Genomic DNA, 7,093 nt, shown 5'->3' with positions numbered 1-7,093 from the left:
GTGGTGTCCGCCGCGCGGACGTTCAGCCGCGCAGCGCGGCGAGGCTCGCGGGCCGCAGGTCCGTCCAGTGGGTCTCGACGTACGTCAGGCACGCGGCCCGGTCGGCGGGACCGTGCACCGTGGCCCACCCGGAGGGGACGTCGATGGCGGCAGGCCACAGGGAGTGCTGGTTCTCGTCGTTCACCAGCACCAGGAAGTCGGTGTCGGTGGCGTCGAAGGGGTTGGTCATCGCAGGGCTCCTTCTGGTTCATCGGCTGATGCGTGGGGGGCCGGGCGGGTGCCGGGCCGGGGGATCGGGCGGGGGCCGCAGACCGTTTCGACGGCGGCGGCGATCTCCAGGGCGTCACTGGTACGGGGCGGCCCGAACACGGACACGCCCACGGGGAGCGCACCGGACAGACCGGCGGGCACGGAGATGTGCGGCCGGCCGGCCAGGGCGGGCAGCGTCGAGGTGTTGCGGGTGCGCCGGTCGCCGCCCACGTGGTCCACCGGCCACGCCGGATCGCTGGTCGGCGCGACGACGGCGGCCACGCCGTGCCGGCGCATCGCGTCGCGCAGCAGCGTGCGGGCCCACTGCCGGGAGCGGGCGCGCTTGGCCGGGGCCTCGGCGCGGTCCTCGTCGCTCACCGCGAGGGCGCGTTCGAACAGGTCCTGGCCGAACGGGGCCGCCAGCTCCGCGGTGGCCTCGGCGAGCGCGGCCAGGGTGGGCGGCGCGCCCGCCCGAGCGGCCAGGTACCGCTCGATGCCCGGCCGGAACTCCGCCACCAGGGCGTCCAGGGCGTCGTCCAACATGCGCGCGTCGAGGGCAAGTTCGACGGGTACGACGACGGCGCCCGCCGCGGTGAGCGCGGTGACGGTCCGGTCCAGGGCCGCCAGGGCGGCCGGGGCCATCCGCCGCCCGGGCCAGACCCCGAGGCGCAGCCCGGCCACGCCCACGGGTTCGGGCCGCACGGTGCCCGTCAGCGCCGCCAGGCAGGCCGCCGCGTCGGCGCAGCTGCCCGCGAGGAGACCCGGCGTGTCCAGGGCCGGTGAGATCGGCACGATGCCGTCCACCGGGAGCAGCCCCGGTTCGGGCTTCACGCCGACGACACCGGTGACGGAGGCGGGGCACACCACCGACCCGTCGGTCTCCGTACCGATGGCCAGGGGTGCGAGGCCCGCGGCCACCGCGACGGCCGAACCGGAGGACGACCCGGCGGGGCTGTGGTCGAGCGCGTGCGGATTGAACGTCTGACCGCCGGCCCCCGACCATCCCTCGACGCCGTCCACGGAACGGAAGTTGCCCCACTCGGACAGATTCGTCTTGCCGACCAGCACGGCGCCCGCGGCCCGCAGCAGCTGCACCACGGCGGCGTCCGTCGCCGGAGGACACCGCGTCAGCAGGGGCGAGCCGGCCGCCGTGGCGAGGTCCCGGGTGTCGATGTTGTCCTTCACCAAGACCGGCACCCCTTCAAGGGGGCGCCCGGCGCCGGCCCGCGCAGCATCGGCGGCCAGGCGCCGGTCGGCGGCCTCGGCCTGGGCACGGGCGGTCGGATCGAGGGCGAACACCGCGTTGAGCCGGCCGTCGACGGCGGAGATCCGCTCCAGACATCTCTCCACCAGATCGACGGCCCGTACGTCGCGCCGCCGCAGCCGCTCGCCCAGCTCGGCCAGAGAGGGCCACGGGCCCGCGAACCCGGGCGACGTGAACTCAGTCAAGGCGTGCCTCCCGCAGTGTGCGCGAAGCGAGGAAAACGGTGACGGCCGCTGCCGCGACGAGTCCGTGCAGGCCCAGCGTCACCGCGAAACCGAAGGAGTCGACGGCCACGCCCATGACGAGGTTGCCGACCAGCGGGGCGGTGAACGACAGCAGGGACATCAACGCCATCACCCGGCCCCGCATCTCCGTCGCCGAAGCGCGCTGGATGAGCGACATCAGCACCAGGCTCGCCTGCGCGGTGGCCGCGCCCATCAGGCCGTACCCGGCGGCCGCCGCGCCCACCGAGTGGACCTGCCCGAGGACGACGAGCACCAGGGCCTGCCCGGTCACGCACCCCACCAGGACGGCGGCGGCCCACCGGCGGACCGGCAGCGCGAGGCTCATCAGGAACGCGGCCGCGGCACCCACCGTGAACGCGGACAGCAGTACGCCCGCGCCCGTCGTCCCCGCGTCCAGGGAGTCGGCGAGCAGCACCAGGCCCACGTTGATCGGCCCGGCGCCCGCCAGCTCCACGAGTCCGACCACGCACAGCAGCAGGCGCAGACGGCGGTGCCGGGCGGCGTACCGCATCCCCTCGGCGACGCGCGTGATCAGCCGGGTACGGTCCCGCTCGTCATCGGCGCCGCCCACGTCCCGCCGCGCCTCGCGGGGCCGGCAGAGCGCCACCGCCGCCGCCGAGACCAGGAAGCTCGCCGCGTTCGCGCCGGCCACCGCCACCATCCCGCCGAGGCCCAGCAGCCACGCGCCGACCGGCCCGCCCGCCGCCTGACCGGCGCGCAGACCGATCAGATACAGGGCGTTGCCCCGCACCAGATGCTCCGGCGGCAACAGCAGAGGGCGCAGGGCGCCGCTCGCGGGCAGGAAGAACGCGCCGAGCAGCCCCAGCACCGCGGCGACGGCGAACAGGACCGGCACCGAAGGGCCGGTGAGCACCACGGCGACCGCCGCGACGGCCATCAGCGCGCCCCGGGCCAGGTCCGACCACACCATCACCCGGGCCGGCCCGTACCGGTCGGCCACCGCGCCCGCGCCGAGCAGCGCGGCGAGCCGCGGCACCCCGGCCAGCGCGAGCACCGTACCCGCGCTCGCCGCGCTGGTCGCCGCGACCACCGTCGACGCGAGGGCGATGGTCCACGCCGCGTCGCCCACGCTCGACAGGCCGGTGGCGCCGACGAACGACAGGTAGCGGGGGGAGACGGGACCGGTGTGCGCGGGGGCGGCCTCCGCGGTGCCGGGGGGCATCAGCGCACTTCCGCGGGGAGCGGTGCCGCTGGTCTGCCCGCCGCGGCCGACGGCGTCCAGACGTCCTCGGCGGCCAGGGCCCGCGGGCGGTACTTGCCGAGCGCGCTGATCAACAGCCGCATCTCCAGGGCCAGGCACTCGGTCAGGCGCCGCAGACCGGCCCGCGGGTCCTCGTCCACGGCCAGCAGCGCCGCCCGGCCGAGGCCCACCGCGCGGGCGCCGAGGGCGAGGGACTTCACCGCGCGCGTCCCCTCCCACATCCGCCCGGACACCAGCAGGCAGCCGGCCGGATCACCGATGCGGCGCAGGCACTCGGCGAGCGGCAGTCCGACGCCGGACAGGAAGGCCTTGGGCGCCCAGCCGGAGCCCCCCTCGGCGCCGTCGACGGTGACGGAGTCGGCGCCGGCGGCCCAGGCCACCTTGGCGGCCTCGCCCACGTCCCGGCCGGGCGGCAGCTTCACCCACACCCGGGCCCGGGGGTAGTTGTTGCGCATCAGCCGGATCTGCTGGCGCAGCACCTCCTCGGTGAACGTGCCGGGGCTCGCGCAGCGCAACTGCCGTCCGCTCGCCTCGTCGAAGACCCGCTCCACGGCGAACTGCCCGGCCAGTGCGGCGGCCCGGGTGTCGTCGACGACGGTCATCCCGCCGAGGCCCGGTTTGGCGCCCTGGCCGACCTTCAGCTCCAGCGCGAGCCTGCCGCTGTCCAGCAGGGGCAGGGCGGCCGGCGCGCTGTAGAGGAGGTTCCACACCTCGGCGTCGGCGTCCTCGGTGCTCTGCTGGACGACGACCCCGCCGAGCCCGTCCGGCACGGCGTCCGCGTAGGCCCGTACCCGGCCGAGCAGGGTCACGTCCTCGGCACCGGTGAGCTGCCCGGAGCCGTTGACCGGGGCGACGTTCTCGCCGATCACCATGGGGATGCCCAGCTCGCCCGCCTGTCGGCTGGCGGCCTGCCCGAGCCCGGCGCCGGCCACCTGAGTCGATCCGAACGCCGACAGATACAGCGGCAGCGCGGCAGCGAACCCGCCGATCTCGGTGGTCAGGTCGACGTCGTTGTGCAGCGGTTCGCGCCCCAGGTCGATGAGCTTCTCCAGCCGCTGCGGCATGAAGACCGGCGGTACGAGCCGGGCGTCGTCCAGGGTGTCGCCGTGGGGCCGGTCGCGCTCCTCCCCGGCGCCGAACAGCGCGTGGCCGTAGTCGTGCACGTCGGGGAAGGCCGCCGCGGGGCCACGGCGGGCGCGTTCGCGTACCTCCGCGTCGGGGAAGTGATCGGCTCGCAGGACACTCACGGGGCCATCACCCCGGGGACCTTGGGGTAGGCGCTCGCCTGCCACACCGAGTGCAGACCGGCGATGTAGCGGGTCAGCCGCTCCAGGCCGATCCCGAAACCGGCGCTGGCGGGGATGCCCTCGCGGACCATCTTCAGGTACCAGGCGTACTTGGCCGGGTTCTCGCCGGTCTCCCGCATCCGGGCGATGATCGTGCCGTAGTCGTGCTCGCGCTCGCCGCCGCTGCACAGCTCGCCGTAGCCCTCGGCGGCCAGCAGGTCGAAGTTGCGCAGGAAACCGGGCCGTTCCGCGTTCTCCTTGTCGTAGAACCCGCGTGAGCCCTTGGGGTAGTCGGTCACGAAGAACGGCTGGTCGGACTTGGACGACAGCAGCGCCTCACCGGCCCAGTCGATCTCCGCGTCCGGATTCTGGTCGTGGCCCATGGAGTGCAGGTCGGCGACGGCGGACGCGTGGGTGCGGCGGCCGAAGGGCGCCTGCGACAGCAGCCCGGTGAACGCGTCGGTGTCCCGGCCCAGTACGGCCAGTTCGTCCGGGGCCAGCTCCACGACCCGGCGCACGATGTGCTTGACCAGTCCCTCCGCGACCGCCATCGCGTCGTCGCGGGAGGCGCCGGCGATCTCCACGTCGATCTGGTGGAACTCGGCGAGGTGCCGACTGGTGGAACTGGTCTCCAACGGCTCCAGGCGGACGTTCGGGGCCACGCAGAAGATGCGGTCGAAGGCGGTCAGCGACGCCTGCTTGTACAGGATGGCGCTGGTCATCAGTTTGTAGCGGTGACCGTAGTAGTCCACGTCGACCTGCTTGGCGCCCCGGGCGCCGGGGTCGGTCACCGGGCCTATCACCGGCGGCAGCAGCTCGGTGAACTCCTGCCCGGACAGGTGCTCGCGGGCCGCGTTCAGCATGGTGTGCTGCGTCTTCAGCACGGCCCTGGTGACCGGCGACGTCAGGTGGGCACGGGGGTCGCCGGGCGAGGTGGTCTCTTGCTGGGTGATGTCCATGCCGGACTCTCTCCTTCGTGAAGTGGGGAGGGCGTGGGGTGGCGGGGTCGGCCCTGCGGTGCTCAGCCGACGCCGAGTGTCGTGCCGTCGGCGCTCACGGCTCGCTCCAGGGCGGCGCCGTCGAAGCTCTGCTCCACGTAGGACAGGGAGCGCAGGAGCTGCGCGGCGTCGGCCTCGTGCCGGTCGTCCGTCTCGACGAGGGAGCCGAACGGGAGGGACCCGGTGCGCGACCACCGAAGCCGGCCGGTCGCGTCGACGGTCGCGCGGGTGCGGCCCGCGTTGTCGGGGTGCAGGCAGTACGGCACGTCGAGGTAGCCGCGCCGGACCGCCCGCACCAAGGCCCTGTCCAGATCGGCGTCGAGGTCAAGGACGGCCTCGATCAGCGCTCTGGCCTCCGCGAGGATGCCGGTGTCCGGCGGGTCGGGCCGCACGAGCGGGCGCTCGGCCTCGGCCGCCGCGTCCGCGACCCGCAGCGCGGCCACGTTCTCCTCGACGGTGGGGATGCGGTGGGCCTCCGCGACCGTCTTAACGATCAGCCGCTCCGTGCCGGTGCGCACCGCCAACCGGGCCGCCTGGGCGAGGAGTTCACCCGCTCCGCCCTCGGTGCGCGGGAAGACGCCCATGTAGGTGTAGAGCACGACGTGCCAGTCGGCTCCCTCCAGCAGCTCGGCCGCCAGTCGGCGCAGGGCGCCCAGCGCCTCGGCGTCCTGCTCCGGGTGCGTCTGCTGCGCGTAACTCAGGGAGACGCTCTCCACGCCGTGCCGGCGGAAGAACATCGCCTCCAGCACGCTGATCGCCACGAGCAGGCTGGGCGGGCAGAGCTGGCCCATCATGCACCCGCCGAAGGACTCCAGGTGCGGCCGTACGCCGGTCCCGGGCGATCCCGCGAGGAGCTCGCAGGACTCGGCCCAGTGGCGCACCGCGTCGGCGACGGGGACACGGCTGTAGGGCAGGCAGTAGGAGAGGGGGCCGCCCTCGCTGGCGTGGAGGCCGCACGCGCCGAGCGCGGCGAAGATGTCCTGCGGCCGCGGCGAGCCGTGCCGCACCTGCACCGGGAAGGTGTCGTCGTGCAGTCCGTTGAGGACCTCGCGGGTGAACTCGGGCGGATAGGCCACGATCGGGTAGCCGTTGAGGGGGTCGCCCGCGGCCAGCGCCGTGTGGACGGCGGCGTGGTCGCCGACCCGGGTGAAGCTGTCCAGGGTGATCGTGCCGGCCGCGCGGACCCCGGCCTCCCGCACGGCGCGCAGACCGGCGCGCATCCCCGCCGGGTCACCGATGCCCATGCGCGGCTGGACGACGAGCCGGCCCGCCGCGGCGGCCCGGGCGACGAAGTCCCCGAAGGACAGGGCGGATCCGGACCCCGCCGTCATGACGACACTCCCTGCGGCAGCCGGGCCAGGAAGGAGCGGAACGCACCCATCCCGCTGCCGTCCTCGAACACGCCGTCGAAACCGGCCGCGGAGAGTATCGAGGCGCGCTCGCGCCCACCGGGTCCGCCGATGCCGAGCTTGCCGCCGATGACGACCGACAGGGGCGCCAGCTCCGCACGGGCCCGCAGCTTTCCGATGACCCGCTTGCCCTCGTGGAAGCCGTGGCCGTTGACGCTGCTGATCACGACCAGATCGGGGGTGAGGCGGGAGCAGGTGTCGAGCAGCAGCTCATCGGGGACGCAGGCACCGAGGTTGACCACCTCGTGCCCCCACTCCTCCAACAGGAGCTGGAGATAGACGAGATTCCAGGTGTGCGCGTCGGAGGCGAGACTGGTGACCACGATGCGGAGCCCTCGTATGTCGCCCGGCTTTCTCTGGTTCAAGGCGGTGCTCATCTCTCTTGCGGTCTCTCTCACGGGAAGGAACGGATCCGGCGAG

Annotated in this window: 7 protein-coding genes; all 7 read right to left on the bottom strand. The window is 74.3% G+C overall.

All coding sequences use genetic code 11. The features are described from left to right. Nucleotides 1–22: 22 nt before the first annotated feature. The gene (locus tag ACZ5GP_RS01310; protein WP_468748786.1) at nucleotides 23–229 is read right to left on the bottom strand and encodes an MbtH family protein; all 207 of its coding nucleotides are present in this window, start codon (nucleotides 227–229) and stop codon (nucleotides 23–25) included. Further along, nucleotides 226–1,698, bottom strand: a complete 1,473-nt coding sequence (locus ACZ5GP_RS01305) for an amidase family protein (RefSeq protein ID WP_468748785.1) — start codon at nucleotides 1,696–1,698, stop codon at nucleotides 226–228. Before ACZ5GP_RS01305 ends, ACZ5GP_RS01310 begins: the two co-directional genes overlap by 4 nt. Continuing rightward, nucleotides 1,691–2,941 carry an MFS transporter gene (locus ACZ5GP_RS01300; protein WP_468748784.1) on the bottom strand — a complete coding sequence of 417 codons (1,251 nt, stop codon included), beginning with the start codon at nucleotides 2,939–2,941 and terminating at the stop codon, nucleotides 1,691–1,693. The genes ACZ5GP_RS01305 and ACZ5GP_RS01300 overlap by 8 nt, the downstream gene beginning before the upstream one ends. Next, entirely contained in the window at nucleotides 2,941–4,227 is a 1,287-nt protein-coding gene (locus ACZ5GP_RS01295) for a glutamate synthase-related protein (protein WP_468748783.1), read from the bottom strand. The genes ACZ5GP_RS01300 and ACZ5GP_RS01295 overlap by 1 nt, the downstream gene beginning before the upstream one ends. Continuing rightward, nucleotides 4,224–5,225, bottom strand: a complete 1,002-nt coding sequence (locus ACZ5GP_RS01290) for an asparagine synthetase A (RefSeq protein WP_468748782.1) — start codon at nucleotides 5,223–5,225, stop codon at nucleotides 4,224–4,226. The genes ACZ5GP_RS01295 and ACZ5GP_RS01290 overlap by 4 nt, the downstream gene beginning before the upstream one ends. A gap of 62 nt (nucleotides 5,226–5,287) precedes the next feature. Beyond that, nucleotides 5,288–6,595 carry a methylaspartate mutase gene (locus tag ACZ5GP_RS01285; protein ID WP_468748781.1) on the bottom strand — a complete coding sequence of 436 codons (1,308 nt, stop codon included), beginning with the start codon at nucleotides 6,593–6,595 and terminating at the stop codon, nucleotides 5,288–5,290. Then, a complete protein-coding gene (locus ACZ5GP_RS01280) occupies nucleotides 6,592–7,050 on the bottom strand; it encodes a cobalamin B12-binding domain-containing protein (protein WP_468748780.1) in 459 nt (152 codons plus the stop codon). The genes ACZ5GP_RS01285 and ACZ5GP_RS01280 overlap by 4 nt, the downstream gene beginning before the upstream one ends. Between the last annotated feature and the right edge of the window lie 43 nt (nucleotides 7,051–7,093).

This window comes from Streptomyces sp. NPDC031466 (assembly GCF_055581265.1).
Note: the sequence above shows the minus strand (reverse complement) of the source record. Positions and strands in the feature narration are given on the sequence as shown.

What these genes read in the sequence shown, in the direction of transcription:
- ACZ5GP_RS01300 (WP_468748784.1), bottom strand. Translation starts at nt 2,941, where the DNA reads ATGCCCCCCGGCACCGCGGAGGCCGCCCCCGCGCACACCGGTCCCGTC.
- ACZ5GP_RS01290 (WP_468748782.1), bottom strand. Translation starts at nt 5,225, where the DNA reads ATGGACATCACCCAGCAAGAGACCACCTCGCCCGGCGACCCCCGTGCC.
- ACZ5GP_RS01285 (WP_468748781.1), bottom strand. Translation starts at nt 6,595, where the DNA reads ATGACGGCGGGGTCCGGATCCGCCCTGTCCTTCGGGGACTTCGTCGCC.
- ACZ5GP_RS01280 (WP_468748780.1), bottom strand. Translation starts at nt 7,050, where the DNA reads ATGAGCACCGCCTTGAACCAGAGAAAGCCGGGCGACATACGAGGGCTC.
- ACZ5GP_RS01310 (WP_468748786.1), bottom strand. Translation starts at nt 229, where the DNA reads ATGACCAACCCCTTCGACGCCACCGACACCGACTTCCTGGTGCTGGTG.